The organism is Streptococcus sp. A23, from assembly GCF_043674155.1.
GTDB lineage: Bacteria > Bacillota > Bacilli > Lactobacillales > Streptococcaceae > Streptococcus > Streptococcus suis_V.
On record NZ_JBIMJP010000001.1, the window covers coordinates 146,036 to 167,176 of the forward strand.

Here is a 21,141-nt window from a genome sequence, read left to right on the forward strand (position 1 = left end):
TAGGAGACAATATGAACAACCAAGAAGCGAATGTTATGGAGATTGACGTTCTGTATCTATTAAAAAATTTATGGCGAAATAAGTTTTTGATCCTTTTGAGTGCCCTGTTGGGTGTATCCTTGGCGTTTGCCTATTCCGTTTTCCTTGCGACACCGCAGTATGACAGTACCACACGGATCTATGTGGTCAATAAGGTGGCAGATGGTGGTCAAAACTTGACGGCTCAAGAACTCCAAGCGGGTACCTATCTGGTAAAAGACTATAAGGAAATCATCCTTTCTCAGGATGTATTATCAAAGGTTACTGAGGAGTTAAACCTTGATGAGGAATTGGCTAACAAAGTTTCTGTTAGTATCCCTGTTGATACCCGTATCGTGTCGATCACAGTGCGAGATGCAGATCCAAATGAAGCGGCTCGTATCGCCAATGGACTTCGTGCAGAAGCAGCACAAAAAATTATCGATGTGACAAAGGTTAGCGATGTGACAACCTTGGAAGAAGCACGCCCGGCTGAGCATCCTTCAACACCAAACACCAAGCGCAATATTGTCCTAGGCTTCCTGGTTGGTGCTTTTCTAGCAGTGGCCTTGGTTCTGGTGAAAGAAGTCTTGGATGACCGCATCAAACGCCCAGAGGACATTGAAGAAAATATGGGCTTACCATTGCTTGGTGTAGTACCAGATGTAGCCAAATTGAAATAGGAGAGAATCATGGCAGTATTAGAAACGTCTAGAAATAAAAAAGTATTATTAAAAAAGACGGAAGAGTATTTCAATGCAATCCGTACCAACATCCAGTTGAGTGGAGAGAATATCAAGGTAGTGGCCATTACGTCTGTCCAATCCAATGAAGGAAAGTCAACCACTTCAGCCAGTTTAGCGGCGGCCTATGCGCGTGCGGGCTATAAGACTGTATTGGTGGATGCCGATATCCGTAATTCCGTCATGTCTGGCTTCTTTAAGCCAAAAACTAAGATTACGGGCTTGACGGACTATTTGGCAGGAACGACGGACCTTTCCCAAGGTCTCTGTGATACAGACATTCCAAATCTGACTGTCATCGAGGCAGGGAAGATATCGCCAAACCCCACAGCCCTCTTGCAAAGCAAGAATTTTGAAAACCTCCTTGCGACCCTCCGTCGTTATTTTGACTATGTCATCGTCGACTGTGCCCCACTTGGTGTGGTCATTGATGCAGCCATCATTGCTCAAAAGTGTGATGCTGTTTTGACAGTGGCAGAAGCTGGAAAAATCAAACGGAAAGCTCTACAAAAAGTCAAAGAGCAACTCGAGCAAACAGGGACTCCATTCCTCGGCGTTATCTTAAATAAATTTGACACCAAGTTGGAAAAATACGGTTCATACGGTGCTTACGGTGCCTATGGCAATTATGGAAACTACGGAAAGAAATAGTAATTGTTGAGAGATTATGAAAGAGATAGCTGATGATATATACCTCAAATATGGGAAAAGAACCTTTGATATCATAATTGGATTAGTTGGAACTATTTTCTTATTTTTGCCCTCTTTAATTATCATTTTTGGATTATATCAATTCGGTAATAATAGAGGGCCAGTCTTATTTTCTCAAGACCGACTCGGAAAAAACGGCAAAATGTTTAAAATCTTTAAATTTCGATCAATGGTCAAAGACGCGGAGAAAGTGCTATTAGAGGACAAAGTGTTATATGAAAAATATGTAGCAAATAGTTATAAGTTGCTTCCAGAAGAAGATCCACGGTTGACAACAATCGGTGCATTTATTCGGAAAACAAGCATTGATGAATTTCCACAATTTGTCAATGTGTTGCTTGGGGAAATGAGTTTTATCGGACCGCGTCCTATTTTGGATAATGAATTACAAGAATACACACCAGAACAACAGGAAAAATTCTTATCAGTAAAACCTGGAATAACTGGTTGGTGGCAGGTATCAGGAAGAAGTGAGGTCTTGTATCCAGAACGATGTGAATTAGAACTCTATTATGTTGACCATTACTCACTGGCATTGGACTTTAAAATTGTTTTCTTAACCATTTGGAAAGTGCTGCATGGACATGGTGCACACTAAGAAAGATAACTAACTATGAAAAAAGTAAGTTCCGTTAAGCTAAATTTCATTATGAACTTTATCTTGACGATTTCAAACTTTATTTTTCCACTGATTACATTCCCTTATGTCTCTAGAGTCTTGCAAGCAGAGGGAGTTGGAACGATTAACTTTGCCACCTCCATTGTGACTTATTTTTCTATGATAGGGATGCTTGGAATCCCTACTTATGGAATTAGGGCCTGTGCAAAGGTTCGTGATGATAAGGAGGAGTTGGATAAAACCGTTCTTGAAATCATGCTGCTGAATGGGTTGGTAATGGGGGCTTCCCTCATCTTACTATTCGTTTCTGTTATGACCATCGAGAAGTTACATAGTGAGAAAATGCTTTATCTGGTCTTGTCTTCGACCTTGATTTTCAATGTTCTTGGTGTCGACTGGCTATATCGTTCTTTGGAAAAATATTCCTACATAACCATTCGTTCCATACTCTTTAAGATTGTATCGGTCATCCTGATGTTTTTGTACGTAAAAACATCGGATGATTATGTTATCTATGGAGCGATTACGGTAGTTGCTGCTGTTGGTTCAAATCTATTGAATTTTATCAACTTGCGAAAGATTATTTCGTGGATGAACCTGAAAGAGTTGGACATTTTTCGACATTTAAAACCGACCTTGACCTTCTTTTTATTGACAGTTTCTACAACAATCTACCTGAATGTTGATACAACCATGTTGGGCTTTATCAAGGGGAGTGGGGAAGTCGGCTATTATTCCGCCGCTGTCAAGGTCAAGCAGATATTGGTTAGTGTCGTGACTTCTCTAGGGGCTGTTTTATTGCCCCGCTTGTCATATTACTATGAACAAGGGAATATGGAAGAATTTGAAAGATTGACGCAGAAGGCACTTAATTTTGTCTTCATACTCTCATTACCAATGGTTACATACTTTGTTTTAGTTAGCAAGTATACCATTCTGTTCTTATCAGGTGAGAGTTTTTTACCTGCGGTTCTGCCAATGCAGTTGATTATGCCGACAGTACTATTTATTGGCTTATCAAATCTTATGGGAATTCAGATACTGGTTCCTACTAACAGAGAAAAACTAGTTGTTTATTCAACAATTGTTGGAGCGGTGGTTGATATCCTTGTCAATATTTTTGCTATTCCAAGTATGGGTTCAAGTGGTGCAGCTATTGCAGGAACCATTGCGGAATGTTCAGTAGCAGTCGTTCAATTTTACTTCTTGAAGGAATTTATCTTGCCTATCTTTAAAAAGGTTCATTTTAGCAAGATAGTGAGTAGTCTATTGGTCGCAACAATCGCTACAGTTGGGCTCCTCATGTTCTTACAAGTTAATGTTTTCTGGACTTTGGTTGTTTCAGCTAGTATATATTTTGCCTTATATGGTATTGTTTTGTTCCTTCAAAAAGAAGAGTTCATAATAGAATTATGGAAGATGGTTTCATCTAAAGTCAGAAAATAGGAGATTAACATGAAAAATTACGATTATCTTGTAGTCGGTGCCGGCTTATTTGGCGCGGTTTTTGCTCATGAAGCAGCCAAAAAAGGCAAAAAAGTCAAAGTGATTGAAAAACGTGACCATATCGCCGGTAATATCTACACCAAAGAAGTAGAAGGCATCCAGGTCCATGAGTATGGTGCGCATATCTTCCATACTTCTGAAAAGGAAATTTGGGACTATGTTAACCAATTTGCAGAATTCAACCGCTACACAAATACACCAGTTGCCAACTACAAGGGTGAGATTTACAATCTTCCATTCAACATGAATACCTTTAACAAGCTCTGGGGTGTGGTTACTCCTGCAGAAGCAGAAGCTAAAATTGCAGAGCAACGTGCTGTGTTGGGTGGAAAAACACCTGAGAACTTGGAAGAGCAAGCTATCTCACTCGTAGGTACAGACATCTATGAAAAATTAATTAAGTCATACACTGAGAAGCAATGGGAAAAACCATGTACGGAACTTCCAGCCTTTATCATCCGTCGTTTGCCAGTACGTTTGACTTATGACAATAACTATTTCAATGATACTTATCAAGGTATCCCAATTGGTGGCTACACGCAGATTGTTGAAAAGATGTTGACTCATGAAAATATCGATGTGGAGACAAATGTTGATTTCTTTGCCAATAAAGAAGAATACTTGGCAAGCTATCCCAAAGTTGTCTTTACAGGTATGATTGATGAGTTCTTTGGTTATGAACTGGGTGAATTGGAATACCGTAGCCTTCGTTTTGAAACGGAAGTCTTGGATATGGAAAACTATCAGGGGAACGCGGTTGTCAACTACACTGACAGCGAAACACCCTTTACTCGTATTATCGAACACAAACATTTCGAGTTTGGTACACAAGAAAAAACCATTATTACACGTGAGTATTCGAAGACTTGGAAACGTGGGGATGAGCCATACTATCCAGTCAATAATGACCGCAACAACAAACTCTATACTGCTTACAAGCGCCTAGCTGAACAACAGGAGAATGTTATTTTCGGTGGTCGTCTAGGTCACTATCGTTATTACGATATGCACCAGGTTATCGGGGCAGCCTTGCAGTGTGTCAGAAATGAAGTGAAGTAAAAATGAGGAGAGGGACCTATCCTCTCCTATTTTTAGAATTGAGGAAAGACAGTGAAAAATATTAAGCTTATTGTAGCTACTCATAAACAAGCGACAATGCCAAAGGATCATAACTTATATATTCCTATCCATGTTGGTCGTGTAGGAAAAGATGATATTGGGTACTTAGGCGACCATACAGGTGATAATATTTCCAGTCAGAATGCTTTTTACAGTGAATTATCAGGTCTTTATTGGGCTTGGAAAAATTTGGAATGTGATTACCTGGGTCTAGTACACTATCGTAGGTATTTTACTTCTGTATCTAAAAAGTTTGACGAAAATATCAAGATTGATGATGTTGTTCTGAATCAGACCGAGATTGAGCAATTACTGACAGAAGCCGATGTGGTTGTTCCCCAAAAACGTAAGTACTATATTGAAACGATTTATTCTCACTATGACCATACCTTTGATGGTCAGCATTTGGATTTGACACGGGCTATACTTGAAAAAAGTTCACCAGAGTATCTACCTGCTTTTGATAACTTTATGAAGCAGAGAGGTGGCTATGTTTTCAATATGTTTATCATGCGTAAAGAATTGGTAGATGAATATTGCAAGTGGCTGTTTCCAATTTTGGACGAGTTGCTTAGTCGAATCGACACTGAGAATATGACAGCTTTTGAAGCCCGGTTTCCAGGGCGCATAAGTGAACGCCTCTTCAATGTTTGGTTAATACATAAAGGATATTCAATTAAGGAAGTGCCGTTTATGTATTTGGAAAAAGTCAATCTCTTCCAAAAAGGGAAGTCGTTCTTAGAAGCTAAGTTTCTTGGTAAGAAATATGGAAAGAGTTTTTAGGGAGTAGAAATGAAAATTAGACTTTACTGGAATAATTCAAATGAATTATTTGTTTATATAGGTTTGCTAATCTATATTAGTGTTTCATTGTTGAGTACAACCTTTTATGTTAAATTGATACCTGGTTTTGTATTTCAAACAGCCATGTTAGCTTCTGTCAGTCTGCTTTCCTTTTACAATATTACTCACTTTAAGGGAGTGACGAAGTGGCTTAGTGGCTTTATGACTTTTGCTATTTTGATTTTTCTAACCTATTTATCATCTAGGACATTTTCCCACTATGCTTTTTCATTGGTTATCGTTTTTCTATTGAAAGATTTTGACTTTGATAAATTGGTTAGGTTTGTAACTCCGATAATTATTGGAATATTGTTGTTTGTAGTTTTAAGCAGTAAGATCGGTATCATTCAAGACTATGTTGAGATAAGTTCTAGCCGGATTCGACACTATCTTGGATTTCGGTACTCACTGTTTCCTTCAACGGTAATGCTAAATATAGTAGCGCTGTACATTTATAATAAAAGAGATAAAATTTTATACAGGGAATTATTTCTTTTAGGATCAGCAGTTCTGTGGATTTTCTTACAAACGAATTCACGACTGACAGCAATTTCTTCTGCTGTGTTGTTAGTATTAGGGTTTTGTATAAAGAGATTCCCTACCTTTCTTGAAAGAATTCGAGCAGTATTATTTCTCCTCATTCCCTCGTACATCTATGCAGCGATTTTGAGTTATATTACGGCAAACCAATACATATTCTCAGCTAACTGGATATTATCATTAGATAAATTTTTGGGTAGTCGTATCTATTTAGCAAGTAAGTCTTTATCAATGTATGGATTCGGCCTTCTTGGCCAGAATATTCAGTGGGTTGGTAATGGATTGAATGCTGACGGTCAAAGAAGTACCATGTCATACTTGTATGTTGATAATATGTATATCCAAGTTCTTCAGAGGTATGGACTGCTCTTCTTGATCATTTTTCTTTGCTTGATGACAGTATCAATGCTGATTTTATATAGAAGAAAACAATATCTGTTACTACTTACGCTAGCATTACTAGCATTTCATGCAACTATTGATGACTTAACATTTAACCTGCATTATAATTTTTTCATAGTATTGTTGAGCTTACCATTTGCCTACCTCAAAAATTCTGATAACTTAGAGACTTTAAGTTCAATCAGACCGAATGAAACCTAATTATAAAACTATTTACAAGTAATTTCGTTTTAAGAAAGGAAGTATATGTCACCATTAATTAGCGTTATTATTCCAATTTATTACGTGGAAAAATATCTTGCAAGATGTTTGGATTCGGTCATTCATCAGTCTTACACTAACCTGGAAATCATCTTGGTCAATGATGGTACGCCAGATGGTTCAGTTGCTATTGCTGAGGCCTATCAAGAAAGGGATAAGCGTATTAAACTGATTCATCAGGAAAATGCAGGTCTTAGTGAGGCTAGAAACACTGGAATTGCAGCTGCTACAGGTGACTACATTGCTTTTCTAGATTCTGATGATTGGCTAGAGCTGGATGCCTATGAATATTTGCTACAGTTGTTGGTTGCACATGACGCCGATATCAGTATCGGAGGTATTAGACGGACGGAAAGAGTCGTCTCTGAAACGTCCAGTGAAAACCAAGTAGAGTTGTTAACTCAAAAAGAGTACGCAAAGCGGTATTTCAAAATTGGTAGTCAGGAAATTCATTATTACGTCTGGAATAAGCTTTATCGCCGAGACGTAGTTATTGAAGTTAAACAACCTAAAGGTCTGTATGCAGAAGATGTGCCATCAACTTTTATGTATATCTTAAACGCATCAAAAGTTGCGATTTCAGATAAAGTAATCTACAATTATTTCGTCAATTTAGATGGGCTTTCAGCAAAATTTAGCAATCGCCATTTCGATGTGTTAAAAGGTTGGGATATGGTTGTAGATAAGGCTAATAAATCAGGAGACTTGGACTATCAGAATTGGGCAGTTTTCAATCGTAAACGAGCTAACTTCGCCCTTTTGACCGAACTGGCTTTGTCTGAAAATTATAGTCAGGTCAAGGCAGACAATGTGGTTATGGTAGATGAGTTGGCAAAAGCAGTTCGAGAAGATTGTTTAACCCTCTTACAAGGTCCCATGCCTCTTAATCGTAAACCATTAGTCCTTGCTTTTGCTTTAAATTACAGTTTTACAGCTGGAGTCTTGAATAAGCTCTTGCAGTTAAAAAGAAAAGGATAAGAGATGAAGAAACACGCCTATTTGATAATGGCACATGGTTCTTATGAACAATTGGGCTTTTTAATCAGTCTTTTAGATCATGAAAAAAATGATATTTTTCTTCACATTGATAAAAAGTCAACCTTTACCGAACTTGATCAGCAAAAACTACAAGAAAAAGTTGAAAAATCTCAGCTAATTTTTGTTCCGAGAGTTGCAGTTTACTGGGGAGGCTATTCGCAGATAGAGGCTGAGATGAGCCTCTTTAAAACGGCTTATCAGCATGGCGACTACTGTTTCTACCATCTACTGTCTGGTATTGATTTACCACTTCAATCTCAAGAAACGATACATAGCTTTTTTGAACAACATCCAGATAAGGTCTTCTTAACTATGATGACTTTGGATGGGGATAAAGAGAATGTTGATCGCTTAAAATATTATCACTTATTTGGACGATTGACGCCTCGAACGTTTCCAGGAATATTCGGCAAAGCATCCTTTAAAATCTATCGTCATACAGAAGTCTTTCTGCAAAAGATGTTGGGCATTAACCGCTTAAAGCGTGACAATTTAACACCAATAAAAGCAGCGAATTGGGGAAGTTTTCCTCAGGATATTGTCAAATTGGTAGTGGAATCAGAAAAACAAATTGAACAAACGTTCAAGTACAGTTTTTTAGCGGATGAGGTTTTTATTCCACACCTACTTAATCAAAAAGGCTTACTGGGACGTCTATACGATGATAATTTATCTTATGATCAAAAAGAAGATTTTCAAGGAAATCTTAGATATATCAACTGGTGGGATGGTAATCCATATACTTGGACAGATACTGAAAAAGACATTAGTGACTTGGAAGAGGCAAGAAATTTGGGGTATTTGTTTTCTAGAAAATTTGATATTTCTTCTAGTCCAATATTAAAAGATAAAATTTTGATATGGACCGGAAGAGGTAGTGATTCCGTATAGATAGCCTATACTATATAAAAGATGATAGAAATGAAAGAAGAAAAAATGAAAATTTATCAAATTGTCGAAGATTATAATAATGAAAAACATGCAGGGAGTAAAGCTACAAATGATGCGGTTGCTATTCTCAGCGAATTGGGTGCAAAAGGTGTGCCTGTTTTAGTTGCAACTCGTGACCAAGGAATTTTAGGTAAAGTTAAGCGTCAAATTAAGTTCTATAAAGATTGGAAGAAGGTTTATAAGGCTGTGGATCGAGATTCTATTCTTATTTTACAGAACCCTTTTAAGATTAGAGCTTTGGGACGTTTTCAGGTTTTGACAAAACTAAAGCGTAATAAAAATGTTCGCATTATTTCCCTTATTCATGATGTAGAATTATTACGCTATGATACTGCAAAATCAAGAGCGGAGTTTAAGGAAACACTTGAAATAGCTGACCAACTTATCGTACATAATGATTCTATGAAACAGTGGTTTATCGAGCATGGAGTACCTGAAAGCAAATTGGTATCATTGGAGATTTTTGATTATCTCAGTGATAAATCATCGGACATTCCTACAGAATTTTCTAAAAAAGTAATTATTGCAGGAAATTTAGCAACAGAGAAGTCACCATATGTTTATGAATTGGGGAAGGTGTCTAATGTTGCATTTGACTTACTAGGTGTTTACTATGAACCTGTTGAACAACCTAGCAATATCAATTATCGTGGAGCATTTCCACCTGATGATGTTCCAAATGAGTTGTCAAGTGGTTTTGGACTAGTTTGGGATGGTCCGTCTGTTGAAAGTTGTGTTGGTGAAACTGGTGACTACCTTCGTTATAATAATCCTCATAAACTATCTCTCTATATTTCTTCCTCTCTACCAGTTGTTATCTGGTCAGAAGCAGCAGAAGCTAAATTTGTGGAACAGCACCAAGTTGGTATCACTGTGTCTTCTCTTCATGAGTTGAAGGAAAAATTAGATACCATTAGTGAAGCTGATTATCAACAAATGGTTACAAATACTAAAAAAATAAAAGAACAATTGCAGGATGGTCACTATTTGAAAACAGCGATTTCTACTGCATTGAAACAGCTAGGAAAGTAATATGGAAAATGCAATAGATGTCGTAGTGACTTGGGTTGACGGGACAGATCCGGTTTGGTTAGCCGAAAAGAAAGTCTATTCACCAGATGGAACTTTTGATGAAGCTGATAATATTCAGCGATATAGACCGTCTGATTTATTTCGTTACTGGTTTCGTGGCATTGAGAAGAATGCCCCTTGGGTGAATAATATTTTCTTTGTTACTTATGGTCATGTTCCAGAGTGGTTGAATACCGATCATCCTAAGCTTCGAGTGGTCACTCACAAAGAATTTATTCCTGAAAAGTATTTACCAACGTATAACTCAGCAGTGATTGAATTGAATCTTCATCGTATTGAAGAATTAAGTCAACGATTTGTGTTATTTAATGATGATTTTTATTTGGTCAATAAGACTAGTCCTGAAGACTTCTTTGTTGGTAACAATGTTAAAGAGTTTGGTATCTACAAACCAATAATTCCAAAGGAAAGTTTTAGTCATACGGAATTAAATAATACAATTCTGATCAATAGAAATTTTTCTAATCATAAAAAGCGTGTCCTGAAGTCAGTTAGAAAGTTTTTCCGCTTAGATTATGGAATGTTTAATGTTAATAATCTTTTTGCACTTCTTTATTCAGGAATCATGGGTTATAAGAGTTTTCATATAACTGTTCCCCATCTCAAATCAACTTTTAAAGAGGTTTGGGAATTGGAAGGGGAATATTTGGATAAGGTTTGTCAACATCGTTTTCGATCTATCGAGGATATCAACCACTGGGCAATGTCGCATTGGAATATTGAAAGTGGTCGCTTTGTTCCACAAAAGATTAACTTTGGACATTATTTTTCAGCAGAATTTGAAGATGAAATTGTCGAAGCAATGTTGAAGAATAAATATAAAGTTATCTGTATCAATGATGAAAATAATAACCATGATTACGAAGAAAGTACTGCGAAAGTAAGGCAAGCTTTTGAGAAAAGATTCCCAGAAAAATCGGAGTTTGAGAAATAAAGGAGTTATACTATTGAGCAGAGCAGAGCAGAGCAGAGCAGAGCAGAGCAGAGCAGAGCGTATTGAATGGATTGACTTTGGTAAGGGGATAACAGTTTTGATGGTAGTACTGGGGCATGTCCTATTAGGCTTGTTTGAGTCCAATCGTTTTGAAGCTAGTGAGACGATTTTGTTATTCGTTACGCAAATCTTATATCTTTACCATATCCCAGTTTTTTTTGCTTTATCAGGTTTTTTCTTTAAGCCAATTTCAAATACTTCTCATTTGTGGACTTACATAAAGCAAAAAACAATTGCATTAGGCATCCCTTATCTTTTCTATTCTGTTATCCAGTTTGCCTTACAGAGCATCGGTGGAGCAAGTGTTCGAAATGCAGCGAGTCTGTCTGATTTGTTTAACATTTATCAGACACCACTTGGGGTATCCTGGTATCTTTATGTCTTATGGTGGCTTTACTTAGTACTTGGTATTCTATCTCTGTGGATAAAAAAGGTAAAGCACTGGATGTTGGTGGCAATAGTTGCATTTTGTATAGCTATCTTTCTCCCAATAGAGATTTATATCGTTCAAAAACTATTGTTGTGGGCATTTTTCTTTATTCTTGGTTACTGGCTTCGCCAGTCAGGTATATATAAAATACTTGAGGAAAAATGGGAAGTTGTATCTATCGTTTCCATAGCTATCATTAGTGTGTTTATGGTTTTTTGGCAAATGTCAAATCCGGAGTTTTATATTTCCTATGATACACCGGGTAGCTGGGGGTTGATTTTCCCTGTATCAGTTTTCGTGGCTTTTGCTGTTTACCCAGTAATGAGTCAATTGGATGGTATTGGAAACTATTTTCGAGGTATCGGTAAGGATAGTATTGTCATCTATCTTCTCCATGCCCCTATTGTATCGGTGACGAGAATTATTTTGCTTAAGCTAGGAATTGATAATGTTGTTTTACATATTCTTCTTGGCTTAGCAGTAGGTTGGTATGGTAGTGTTTTAGCTCTATACTTGATGAAGAGAGTTCCTTACTGTGATTTTGTATTTTATCCACTAAAATATATAAAGAAGCAAAAGTAATGCATGGTTTAGGGGAAAATAAGTTGTTAGCTATGAAGGGAAGAAAAAGACAGGTCTATCTCCTGTCTTTACTGTTTATTTCGTTATTTATTGGTTTCCTATGTAACCGCCCCATAACAAGGTATTTGTCTTCTGTTTGAGTGTAATGAAATTTTACACTGTAATTATTGTTCGATAAATTCAGAATAAACAAATTGTAGTTTTTTTTAACAAATGGTATGCTATGTATACCATTTTTTAAATGAGGTGTTAAAATGAGTAACAAGGTATTTTCAATTGAAGAGTTAAAAAGTAAAGTATTAATAAATAGAAAGGCTAAAGGTTTTTCCCAACAAGAACTGGCAGTCGCAACGGGGATAAACCGCGCCATGATCAGTAAGATCGAGCAAGGAGAGCATCTTCCCTCCATTCCACAACTTGAAAAGTTGGCCCAGGTCTTGGACATTGATGTATTTTCCCTCTTTACTAGTCAAGTTGAGAAAATAGAGACCGAGATTCCCAAAACCAATATTGCTATCGCAGGTACGGGCTATGTCGGTCTGTCTAATGCCGTTCTCTTGGCGCAACACCATCGAGTAGTGGCGGTCGATGTGATTCCTGAAAAAGTTGAGTTGATCAATGCTAGGAAATCACCGATTCAGGACGACTACATCGAGCAGTATTTGGCGGAAAAGGACTTGGACCTGGTTGCGACCTTGGATGCCGAAACAGCCTACAAAGAAGCCGAAATTGTCATCATAGCTGCACCGACCAATTATGATAGCGCGGAGAATTATTTTGATACCAGTCATGTGGAGGCAGTCATTGAGACAGTGTTGAAGGTCAATCCTCAAGCTCTAATGGTCATCAAGTCCACCATTCCTGTAGGCTTTACGCAGTCGGTTCGTAAAAAGTTTGGTACCAAGAACATTCTTTTCAGTCCAGAATTTTTACGGGAATCCAAGGCCTTATACGATAATCTGTATCCTTCTCGGATCATCGTTTCCTTTGAACCCGATGACACTCCAGAAGTTATTGCAGGTGCCAAAAAAGTTGCGATGCTCTTGCAAGAAGGTGCTCTGAAAGACCAGATTGAGGTCCTGCATATGGGGGCAACTGAAGCCGAAGCAGTCAAGCTCTTTGCCAATACCTATCTGGCCTTACGGGTTTCGTACTTTAATGAATTGGATACCTACGCAGAACTGAAGGGCTTGAACTCCGAATCCATCATCCGCGGGATTGGCTTGGATCCTCGGATTGGAGACCATTACAACAATCCTTCCTTTGGCTATGGGGGTTACTGCCTGCCTAAAGACACCAAACAACTCTTAGCAAACTATGATAAGGTGCCTCAGAATATGATGACTGCCATCGTGGAATCCAACCGTACTCGTAAGGATTTCATTGCCGATCAAGTCTTGAAATTGGCAGGCTATTACGACTATTCAGGCCATGATCAATTTCATCAGGATGTGGAAAAAGAGATTACGATTGGCATTTTCCGCTTGACCATGAAGAGTAATTCGGACAATTTCCGTCAGAGTTCGATACAAGGGGTGATGAAGCGCTTGAAAGCCAAGGGGGCTAAAGTCATTATATTTGAACCTACCTTGGAAAATGGTTCGACCTTTTTTGGCTCCAAAGTTGTCAACAACTTAAAGAAATTTAAGGAAATGAGCCAGGCGATTGTGGCCAACCGCTATGATGTCAGTTTGGATGATGTGACAGACAAAGTCTATACACGGGATATTTTTAGACGGGATTAAGGGAATTCCTGTCTCCTCAACGTGTGCTATGGGAATCCCGCAAAACGTTCAGTTGTCACTAATAACTTGGAGAATTGAATGAAATAATGATAAAAAAACGTTGCATGTTATCAGAAAATGGTTGCATGCATTTTTTCATACAATGTCGTGTTAATGGCTTTAAATTCCTTGATTTTGTAATTTTTTTAAGATATAATAAAGGGTAATTGTGTGAAAGGAGTAGTATTGTGCCAAAGGATTTTGAAGATAAAGACACACAATCTGCTAGTTTTCGTGATCAGATATTAAGAGAACTAGAGGAATTGAAATCAAAACGCCAAAACACAGATTCGGACCTTCCGAGTAGACAGGATATTGTTGAATCCTTACAAGAATCTACAGAGAAGAAGCAAGCAACTCCAACGCATCTGCCTTTGACAGAAGCCTTGGAACAAACAAAAGAAACAGCGCCACAAACCATTCGGATTAACAAGATTGCTTTTGAGGACGAGGTTGGCCTTGATGAAACAAAGGTTATGCCAAAGATTGCAGAAGATTTGCCTCCGAAAGCGGTTGAAGTGGATTTGTCGGTCAAGGAAGAAGAAGTTGAACTGCCTCCAATAGCGCCAGAATTTTCTCAAGAAGAGGGGAACGAGACAGTAGAACCTCCATTGGAAGATACGGTTGAGCGCAGTCTGCAACAGTTGCGGACCATTGCGGCTGGAATGGATTATCCGGAAATAGCCGAAGAAGAGCCACTTCCTCAACCTGAACCGATGATTTTACCTCCATTGGAAGATGAGCCGGTATTTACAAGTGATGAGGTAGAGGTTGCTCCTGCAGTAACTCCTCAACCTGAACCAGTGACTCCCGTTGTTGAAAAGGAAGAACCCTTGGCAAGAAGACGCGGTGCGACCAAGCAAGTTAAGAAGAAACAAGATAAAGCAGCTAAGAAAATTGTCGGGACCATTGTTTCCTTGGTTGCCTTGGCCCTGGTGGCTACCTTGGTTGCTGGTTTCTTCTATGTCAAGTCAAGCTTAGAACCAGTCAATGTGGAAGCTTCAGAGACTATTCAAGTGGAAATTCCAGAAGGTTCTTCTACTAGTCAAATCGGTCAAATTCTTTTAGAAAATAAGCTGATTAAGAACGCGACAGTCTTTAACTACTTCTCTAAATTAAAGAGCTATAATAGCTTCCAGAGTGGTTTCTATAATTTGAACCAGGCCATGTCTGTAGAAGATCTGGCTAAGAAGTTGCAAGAGGGTGGAACTCCAGTCGCTGAAAAACCTGCATCAGGTAAAATCCTGGTTATTGAGGGGTACACCATTGAGCAGATTGCTCAAGCGATTACCCAAAATAGTGCTTCAGAGGATGAAAAAACGGAATCTCCATTTAGCTCGGATGCCTTTATGGCAACGGTTCAGGACCCAGCTTTCATCACGCGAATGACAGAGACTTATCCAGACCTCTTTGCAAGCCTGCCTGCAGCGGATAGTGGTGTCAAGTATCAGTTGGAGGGGTATCTCTTTCCAGCTACTTATGAGTATTACGAAGACACGACTGTTGAGCAATTGGTAGAAGATATGATTGCGGCGACCAATACTGCCATGCAACCATACTATGCGGAGCTTCCAAACAAGGGCTTGGATGTGAATTCAGTATTGACCATGGCTTCACTGGTTGAAAAGGAAGGTACTACAGACGAGGACCGTCGGAATATCGCAAGCACTTTCTACAATCGTATGAACATCGGCATGCCTTTGCAGTCTAACATCGCTGTTTTGTATGCAATGGGCAAATTGGGTGAGAAGACAACCTTGGCTGAGGATGCAGGAATCGACACTGCGATTGATTCACCTTATAACAACTACGTACACCTAGGTCTAATGCCTGGTCCTGTAGGAAGTCCAAGTTTGGCAGCTATTCAGGCGACCATCAATCCAAACCAGACAGACTATCTCTACTTTGTAGCAGATGTGACGACTGGAGAAGTGTATTTTACCGCTTCATTTGACGAGCACAATCAAAACGTTGAAACACACGTAAATAGCAAATTAAATAATCAATAAGGTTGAGGCAAAATTATGTGGATTTTCCGCATAATTTTGTTTTCATCCCTGACAAACATGAAAAGGAAGTAAAAATGGCAGAAAAAACCTATCCAATGACCTTGGAAGAAAAGGAATTGTTGGAAAAAGAATTAGAAGAACTGAAGTTGGTCCGTCGTCCGGAGATTGTGGAGCGTATTAAAATCGCCCGTTCTTACGGAGATCTTTCGGAAAACTCTGAATACGAAGCAGCTAAAGATGAGCAGGCTTTTGTAGAGGGTCAAATTTCAACTATCGAGAACAAGATTCGGTATGCGGAAATTGTCAATAGCGATGCTGTTGCAGCAGATGAAGTGGCTATCGGTAAGACAGTTACTGTTCAAGAAATCGGTGAAACAGACGAGGAAGTGTATCACATCGTTGGTGCTGCTGGTGCGGATGCCTTTGCCAATAAGATTTCAAATGAAAGTCCAATCGGTCACGCCTTGATTGGTAAGAAGACTGGAGAGGTGGCTCTGATTGAGACACCAGCTGGAAGCTACCAGGTGAAAATCTTGAATGTTGAAAAGACAAAATAAGAGTGCGGGGAGAGTCGAAAGATTCTCTCTTTCTCGTCTCGTCAGTACCTGCATTTCTAGCCTGAATTCGGACTAAAAATATGGTAAAATAAAGAGATTGAGAAAGTTGAGGTTGAGATGAAGCAAGCAAATAAAAAAGGAAAGAAAACAAGGAGGCCGACCAAGGCTGAACTAGCTCAGCAGGACAGGGTCAAAAAAATCTTGATTCGGATTTTTGGCGTCCTATTCATTATTTTGACAGCTAGTCGGCTGGGTGCCTTTGGTGTGACGGCCTACAATGTCTTCCGCCTGCTATTTGGTAGTCTATCTTATCTAGTCCTGGCAGGACTTCTAGTCTACTTTGTTTTCCCCCAATTTTGGCAGCGCAGAGAAGGGATGATTTCGGGTTTTTACCTGATTGTGGCCGGTCTCCTGATAGGCTTTCAGGCCTATTTGGATGTTTCTTACAGTGGGTCGGACCTCTTTACCTATAGTTTGCGGCTGAGTTTGAATGAGCTGTCGCGTTTTCAGGTCAAGGAGTTTTTGGGTGGAGGCCTGCTGGGTAGCGCCTTCTATATGCCCATTGCCTTCCTATTTTCTAATCTAGGCTCCTTTTTCATCGGTCTTCTCTTGATTGCCTTTGGTATTTTCTTTATGAGTCCATGGTCTGTCTACGATGTGGCCGATGGCCTGGCAGTTCTCAAGGATAAGATGACGGAGGGCCAGTTAAAAAGGGCAGAGCTTCGGGAGTTGAAGCGGGTCGAGCGAGAAGAAAAACGCCAGCTAGAATTGGCTCGTTTGGAGGAAGAGCGCCTGCGTTTGGAGGAAGAAGAATCATTAGCCTTGGATAGGCCAGTCGATTTGGAAACGGGTGAAATTCTAGACGCAGAACCAGTTCAAGTGCCCATTATTTCAGAATACGATCATTTAGAAGAGGTAGAAGATGAATTTCCAGTTATGCTGGTTGAGGATGAGGAAACACACCTAAGTGCCGACCTTCCAGAAGAAGTGGATGATGTCGAAGTTCAAATCGACTTCAAACCCAAGCTCAAGCAACGCTTGGCCTACAAATTGCCATCCATTGACCTCTTTGCGCCAATCAAGGCCAAAAGCCAGTCCAATGAAAAACGTCTGGTCCGACAGAACATTAAGATTTTGGAAGACACCTTTGCCAGCTTTGGTATTAAGGTGGTCGTAGAGCGGGCAGAAATCGGACCGTCGGTCACCCGTTATGAATTAAAGCCAGCTGTCGGTGTCCGTGTCAATCGGATTTCCAATTTGGCGGATGATTTGGCTCTGGCTCTAGCTGCCAAAGATGTCCGTATCGAAGCACCAATTCCGGGCAAATCCTTGGTCGGTATCGAGGTACCCAATTCCGAAGTGGCTATGGTGCCCTTCCGTGAACTTTGGGAACAATCTAAGACGGATGCTAACAAACTCTTGGAAATTCCGCTTGGAAAGGCAGTCAACGGCTCTGTCAAATCCTTTGACCTTGCCAAAATGCCTCACTTGCTGGTAGCAGGATCGACCGGTTCTGGTAAATCTGTCGCGGTCAACGGTATTATTTCTTCTATTTTGATGAAGGCCAGTCCTGACCAAGTCAAGTTTATGATGATTGACCCCAAAATGGTTGAATTGTCGGTCTATAATGATATTCCCCACCTGCTCATCCCTGTTGTGACCAATCCTCGTAAGGCAGCGCGCGCCCTGCAAAAGGTGGTGGACGAGATGGAGAAACGCTACGAACTCTTCAGTCATATCGGCGTCCGCAACCTTGAAGGCTACAATGCCAAGGTTGAGGAATTTAACAGCCGTTCCGAGGAAAAACAAATTCCCCTACCTTTGATTGTCGTTATCGTGGACGAGTTGGCTGACCTGATGATGGTCGCTAGCAAGGAAGTGGAGGATGCCATTATCCGTCTGGGTCAAAAAGCTCGTGCGGCGGGCATTCACATGATTTTAGCAACCCAGCGTCCGTCCGTTGATGTTATTTCAGGTCTGATCAAGGCAAATGTGCCGTCTCGTGTGGCTTTTGCGGTCGCATCGGGCACGGATTCGCGGACCATTTTGGGAGAAAATGGCGCCGAAAAACTCCTCGGTCGCGGGGACATGCTCTTCCATCCTATTGGCGAGTCGGCTCCAATTCGCTTACAAGGCTCCTTTATCTCGGATGATGATGTCGAGCGGATTGTCAGCTTTGTCAAAGACCAGGCCGATGCCGAATACGACGAGTCCTTTGATCCGGGCGAAGTAGCAGAAGGCGATGGTGGTTTCGATGACAATGGCGGAGCTTCTGAGGGTGACCCGCTCTTTAATGAGGCGCGTGCCCTCGTCATCGAAACGCAAAAGGCTTCCGCATCTATGATCCAGCGCCGCCTATCGGTCGGTTTTAACCGCGCAACCCGTTTGATGGAAGAATTAGAGGCAGCTGGTGTCATCGGTCCAGCTGAAGGTACCAAACCTAGAAAAGTATTGGAGACACAGTAATGACCTTTGAAACGGTGCACCACCTAGCCATTATCGGCAGTAATTATGACAAAACCAGAGAATTTTATGTGGACAAATTGGGCTTTGAACAGCTGGACGAGCATATTCGCCCAGAAAAAAATGACATTCTTTTCAATGTCAAAAAGGGCAATCTGGTCTTAGAAATCTTTATCAAGTCTGACGCTCCCTTGCGCCCCAAAATGCCTCAACCAGAACACACTGGCCTACGGCATTTAGCTTTTAAGGTCGCAGATGTAGAGGCCTGTCTGGCGGAGTTTGACCGCTTGGACATTCCCCACGAAACCCTGCGATATGACGATTTTGATGGCAAGAAGATGGCCTTCTTCTTTGACCCAGATGGTCTACCATTAGAAATTCATGAATAGAAAAAATCCCTTCTGACAATTTCTCAGGAGGGATTGCTTATTTTTGGGTAAAGATGGCGACGAGAAGACCGATGTACATGAGAAAGGTCAGGAGAAAACCAGCTCTCCAGTAAACCTTGAAAAAACGCTTGTAGTCTAATTCTCTTTTTTTATAGAGAGTGCCAGTTAGCAGAATCAGCAAGAGCAGAGAAAGAGCTAACAGTAGGTGGGGTAGCAGGCTGCTGTAGTAGAGCTTATCTGTTAGGATGATAAATTCAAAAGCGAACATAGGAAAAGCCAGGTCAGCAAAGTTCCAACCCCTCTTATTTAACTTTAATAATTTGACAAATAGAATTGAAATAATCAGCGTAACAATTGGATAAAGAACCGCTGCAATTTTCAGTAATAACATACTTATATTCTATTAAAAAAATAAAAAAAAGTAAACATAAAGCTTGTATTTTTCCTGAAATCGTGTATAATGAAAAGGTATGTGTAAATGCGCATATTTGTGGGAGGTAAAAATCTTTAATTACCGCCAAAACCACAATAGGAGGATTTTATATCATGGCTAAAAAAGTCGAAAAACTCGTAAAACTTCAGATTCCTGCAGGTAAAGCTACTCCAGCTCCACCAGTCGGACCAGCACTTGGTCAAGCAGGTATCAATATCATGGGATTCACTAAAGAGTTCAACGCTCGTACAGCTGACCAAGCTGGTATGATCATCCCAGTTGTTATCTCTGTGTATGAAGATAAATCATTCACTTTCATCACTAAAACACCACCAGCTGCTGTTCTTTTGAAAAAAGCTGCAGGTGTTGAAAAAGGTTCAGGTACACCAAACAAAACTAAAGTTGCAACAGTTACTCGTGCACAAGTACAAGAAATTGCTGAAACTAAAATGCCTGACTTGAACGCTGCATCTGTAGAAGCTGCAATGCGTATGATCGAAGGTACTGCTCGTTCTATGGGATTCACTGTTGCTGACTAAGCAGTAGCACCCAAGATTATCTGATTACAAGGAGACATATAACATGGCTAAAAAAAGCAAAAACTTGCGTGCTGCTCTTGAGAAAATCGACAGCACAAAATTGTACAGCGTAGAAGAAGCTGTTGCTCTTGCAAAAGAAACAAACTTCGCTAAATTTGATGCGTCAGTTGAAGTGGCTTACAACTTGAACATCGACGTACGTAAAGCTGATCAACAAATCCGTGGTGCAATGGTATTGCCAAACGGTACTGGTAAAACTTCACGCGTTCTTGTTTTCGCACGTGGTGCTAAAGCAGAAGAAGCAAAAGCTGCTGGTGCAGACTTTGTTGGTGAAGATGACCTCGTTGCTAAAATCAACGGTGGTTGGTTGGACTTCGACGTTGTTATCGCAACTCCAGATATGATGGCAGTTGTTGGACGTCTTGGTCGCGTACTTGGTCCACGTAACCTCATGCCAAACCCTAAAACTGGTACAGTAACTATGGATGTTGCTAAAGCAGTTGAAGAGTCTAAAGGTGGTAAAATCACTTACCGTGCTGACAAGGCAGGTATCGTACAAGCTCTTATCGGTAAAGTATCATTTGACGCTGACAAACTCGTTGAAAACTTCAAAGCTTTCCACGATGTAATGGCTAAAGCTAAACCAGCTACAGCTAAAGGTACGTACATGACTTCAGTATCTATCACTACAACACAAGGTGTTGGTATCAAAGTTGATCCAAACTCATTGTAATGAGTAGAGGGACTGTCTTCGGGCAGTCTTTTTCTGTTTGAAAATACCTGAATTTTAGTGTATAATATGTCCAGGCATATCAAGGGGGTTAGTATGAGAAAAGCAAATTCTGACGAATTTTACAGCCATTTATCTGCTGTTTACAATTTAGAAGAAGGTATTATTTCGGATGTCTTGCGTGAGAAGATTGTGGAGTTTGCGCAGAAATTAGACAAGTCGGACAATCTCTATCTCTTGGCAGATCAACTCTCTGTTTTTGTCAATGCAGAAGTGACTGCTCTGACCTGGCGGGCGCCCAAAGAACTGGTTGAATTGGCCCGCTATATCCAGGATTTGCAAGTAAGCTACAATCGCTATGTCATGGGTTTAAACAGCCTATAGGAGG

At 40.0% G+C, this 21,141-nt stretch carries 21 protein-coding genes; 20 read left to right on the forward strand and 1 reads right to left on the reverse strand.

The window, feature by feature from the left end:
- Positions 1-11 precede the first annotated feature (11 nt).
- The 17 genes from ACHBIE_RS00770 (at position 12) to ACHBIE_RS00850 (ending at position 19,051) form a co-directional block, all read left to right on the forward strand.
- On the forward strand, positions 12-701 hold the full coding sequence (locus tag ACHBIE_RS00770) for a YveK family protein (protein WP_394732467.1): 690 nt from the start codon (positions 12-14) through the stop codon (positions 699-701).
- Positions 702-710: 9 nt separating this feature from the next.
- The gene (locus tag ACHBIE_RS00775; protein ID WP_394732468.1) at positions 711-1,412 is read left to right on the forward strand and encodes a tyrosine-protein kinase; all 702 of its coding nucleotides are present in this window, start codon (positions 711-713) and stop codon (positions 1,410-1,412) included.
- 16 nt (positions 1,413-1,428) lie between these two features.
- Positions 1,429-2,070: a sugar transferase gene (locus tag ACHBIE_RS00780; RefSeq protein WP_394732469.1), complete on the forward strand. Its 642-nt coding sequence runs from the start codon at positions 1,429-1,431 to the stop codon at positions 2,068-2,070.
- 15 nt (positions 2,071-2,085) lie between these two features.
- Positions 2,086-3,537: a flippase gene (locus ACHBIE_RS00785; RefSeq protein ID WP_394732470.1), complete on the forward strand. Its 1,452-nt coding sequence runs from the start codon at positions 2,086-2,088 to the stop codon at positions 3,535-3,537.
- 9 nt (positions 3,538-3,546) lie between these two features.
- Positions 3,547-4,656, forward strand: a complete 1,110-nt coding sequence (gene glf / locus ACHBIE_RS00790) for a UDP-galactopyranose mutase (RefSeq protein WP_394732471.1) — start codon at positions 3,547-3,549, stop codon at positions 4,654-4,656.
- A gap of 51 nt (positions 4,657-4,707) precedes the next feature.
- Positions 4,708-5,499, forward strand: a complete 792-nt coding sequence (locus ACHBIE_RS00795) for a DUF4422 domain-containing protein (RefSeq protein WP_394732472.1) — start codon at positions 4,708-4,710, stop codon at positions 5,497-5,499.
- Between the two features lie 9 nt (positions 5,500-5,508).
- Positions 5,509-6,702 (forward strand): polymerase, encoded by a 1,194-nt coding sequence (locus tag ACHBIE_RS00800; protein WP_394732473.1) that lies wholly within the window; start codon positions 5,509-5,511, stop codon positions 6,700-6,702.
- A gap of 45 nt (positions 6,703-6,747) precedes the next feature.
- Positions 6,748-7,740 (forward strand): glycosyltransferase, encoded by a 993-nt coding sequence (locus tag ACHBIE_RS00805; RefSeq protein WP_394732474.1) that lies wholly within the window; start codon positions 6,748-6,750, stop codon positions 7,738-7,740.
- A 3-nt stretch (positions 7,741-7,743) separates the two neighbouring features.
- On the forward strand, positions 7,744-8,691 hold the full coding sequence (locus ACHBIE_RS00810; RefSeq protein WP_394732475.1) for a beta-1,6-N-acetylglucosaminyltransferase: 948 nt from the start codon (positions 7,744-7,746) through the stop codon (positions 8,689-8,691).
- Positions 8,692-8,712: 21 nt separating this feature from the next.
- Positions 8,713-9,783, forward strand: a complete 1,071-nt coding sequence (locus ACHBIE_RS00815; protein ID WP_394732476.1) for a glycosyl transferase — start codon at positions 8,713-8,715, stop codon at positions 9,781-9,783.
- Position 9,784: 1 nt separating this feature from the next.
- Positions 9,785-10,777, forward strand: coding sequence for a Stealth CR1 domain-containing protein (locus tag ACHBIE_RS00820; RefSeq protein WP_394732477.1), 993 nt, complete (start codon positions 9,785-9,787; stop codon positions 10,775-10,777).
- A gap of 13 nt (positions 10,778-10,790) precedes the next feature.
- Positions 10,791-11,849 carry an acyltransferase family protein gene (locus ACHBIE_RS00825; RefSeq protein ID WP_394732478.1) on the forward strand — a complete coding sequence of 353 codons (1,059 nt, stop codon included), beginning with the start codon at positions 10,791-10,793 and terminating at the stop codon, positions 11,847-11,849.
- A 254-nt stretch (positions 11,850-12,103) separates the two neighbouring features.
- Complete coding sequence (locus ACHBIE_RS00830; protein WP_394732479.1) at positions 12,104-13,594, forward strand: nucleotide sugar dehydrogenase; 1,491 nt, start codon at positions 12,104-12,106, stop codon at positions 13,592-13,594.
- A gap of 227 nt (positions 13,595-13,821) precedes the next feature.
- The gene (gene mltG, locus ACHBIE_RS00835; RefSeq protein ID WP_394732480.1) at positions 13,822-15,642 is read left to right on the forward strand and encodes an endolytic transglycosylase MltG; all 1,821 of its coding nucleotides are present in this window, start codon (positions 13,822-13,824) and stop codon (positions 15,640-15,642) included.
- A 74-nt stretch (positions 15,643-15,716) separates the two neighbouring features.
- Positions 15,717-16,199, forward strand: a complete 483-nt coding sequence (greA, locus tag ACHBIE_RS00840) for a transcription elongation factor GreA (protein ID WP_105111151.1) — start codon at positions 15,717-15,719, stop codon at positions 16,197-16,199.
- Positions 16,200-16,316: 117 nt separating this feature from the next.
- Complete coding sequence (locus ACHBIE_RS00845) at positions 16,317-18,665, forward strand: DNA translocase FtsK (protein ID WP_394732481.1); 2,349 nt, start codon at positions 16,317-16,319, stop codon at positions 18,663-18,665.
- Positions 18,665-19,051 carry a VOC family protein gene (locus ACHBIE_RS00850; protein WP_394732482.1) on the forward strand — a complete coding sequence of 129 codons (387 nt, stop codon included), beginning with the start codon at positions 18,665-18,667 and terminating at the stop codon, positions 19,049-19,051. The genes ACHBIE_RS00845 and ACHBIE_RS00850 overlap by 1 nt, the downstream gene beginning before the upstream one ends.
- Positions 19,052-19,088: 37 nt before the next feature.
- Here ACHBIE_RS00850 and ACHBIE_RS00855 read toward each other — a convergent pair whose 3' ends face one another.
- Positions 19,089-19,442, reverse strand: coding sequence for a DUF3397 family protein (locus ACHBIE_RS00855; protein WP_172009321.1), 354 nt, complete (start codon positions 19,440-19,442; stop codon positions 19,089-19,091).
- Between the two features lie 155 nt (positions 19,443-19,597).
- On the opposite strand from ACHBIE_RS00855, the gene rplK reads away from it, so the two are divergent.
- The 3 genes from rplK (at position 19,598) to ACHBIE_RS00870 (ending at position 21,137) form a co-directional block, all read left to right on the forward strand.
- A complete protein-coding gene (rplK, locus tag ACHBIE_RS00860; protein WP_172079570.1) occupies positions 19,598-20,023 on the forward strand; it encodes a 50S ribosomal protein L11 in 426 nt (141 codons plus the stop codon).
- 43 nt (positions 20,024-20,066) lie between these two features.
- A complete protein-coding gene (gene rplA / locus ACHBIE_RS00865; protein ID WP_004194879.1) occupies positions 20,067-20,756 on the forward strand; it encodes a 50S ribosomal protein L1 in 690 nt (229 codons plus the stop codon).
- A 93-nt stretch (positions 20,757-20,849) separates the two neighbouring features.
- Positions 20,850-21,137, forward strand: coding sequence for a hypothetical protein (locus ACHBIE_RS00870; RefSeq protein ID WP_105123133.1), 288 nt, complete (start codon positions 20,850-20,852; stop codon positions 21,135-21,137).
- Positions 21,138-21,141 lie beyond the last annotated feature (4 nt).